This is a genomic window from Xenorhabdus sp. PR6a, assembly GCF_028599065.1.
Classification (GTDB): domain Bacteria; phylum Pseudomonadota; class Gammaproteobacteria; order Enterobacterales; family Enterobacteriaceae; genus Xenorhabdus; species Xenorhabdus doucetiae.
Genome location: NZ_JAQRFJ010000174.1, coordinates 1 through 1,040, shown reverse-complemented (window position 1 = coordinate 1,040; position 1,040 = coordinate 1). Strand labels below are relative to the sequence as shown.

Annotated in this window: 1 protein-coding gene; it reads right to left on the bottom strand. The window is 35.7% G+C overall.

The features are described from left to right. Positions 1 to 209: 209 nt before the first annotated feature. Positions 210 to 1,040: peptide ABC transporter substrate-binding protein (locus PSI15_RS18140; protein ID WP_273584744.1), on the bottom strand; the 831-nt coding region annotated here is incomplete at its 5' end.

Below are 1,040 nucleotides of genomic sequence, written 5' to 3'. Positions count from 1 at the left end.
CCTATGGGATATTTTGAAGGATTAGGAAATTTGGCGATAGGTGGAGCCAGTGGTAGTGGTAGTTGGTCTTAATTAATTTAAAACTCATTGTTATTTTATATCCCCTAGAAACTTCACATTGCAATTCTTAAAACGAAAGTAGCTTATTATTTCCCCGCACTGCGGGGAAATAATAAATGCCTTTTGAATTACGACGAGCATCGTTATTTTTAATGCTTAATAACATAAAGATCTTTTGTGAAAAATTCGCCTCTGGCGTTAATATGAAAACCACCTACATAAGGTTTTACCATATTATGGTTAACATAAAAATAAATAGGAATAGCAGGTACATCTTTTGTTAAAATATCAGATGCCTGCTGATAATAATTTTTCGCATTCGTTTTTTCTGCTTTTTCTAGTAATTTATCGAATTCATGATTTTTATACATAGCGGTATTTTTCACTTGCTTCGATAAAAATATAGATAAGAATGCCATTGGGCTGTCATAATCCGCAACCCAAGCCCGCCGGATAACATCAAATTTTCCTTGATGCATATTATCCAACATAACCTTCCACTCTTGATTCTGCAAAACTGCATTCACCCCCAGATTCTTTTTCCACATTGAGGCAACAGCAATGGCAATTTTTTTATGTCCTTCCTGTGTATTATAAAGCAGATTAAAGGTGAGTGGATTACTTTGATTAAATCCGGCTTCATTCAACAACTCCTTAGCTTTGGCAATACGCTGTGCCTGAGTCCATAAAGCATAATCCGGTTGTTCAAAATTAAAACCGCCAATATTTGGTGTGAGCATCGTATATGCCGATAACTGCCCCTGCCCTAATATCTTATCAACAATAATATCTCTATCTATGGCTAAATTCAGCGCTTGTCTGACTCTGACATCATTAAAAGGCGGCTTTTTATTATTGAACTCATAAAAATAGACTGTTGCTTTGGGAGAAATATGTACCTGATCAGGCAGTGATTTTTTTAATGACGGAAAAGATTCCGCTGCAATAGTATTGGTAATATCTATTTCCCCCGCCAGATA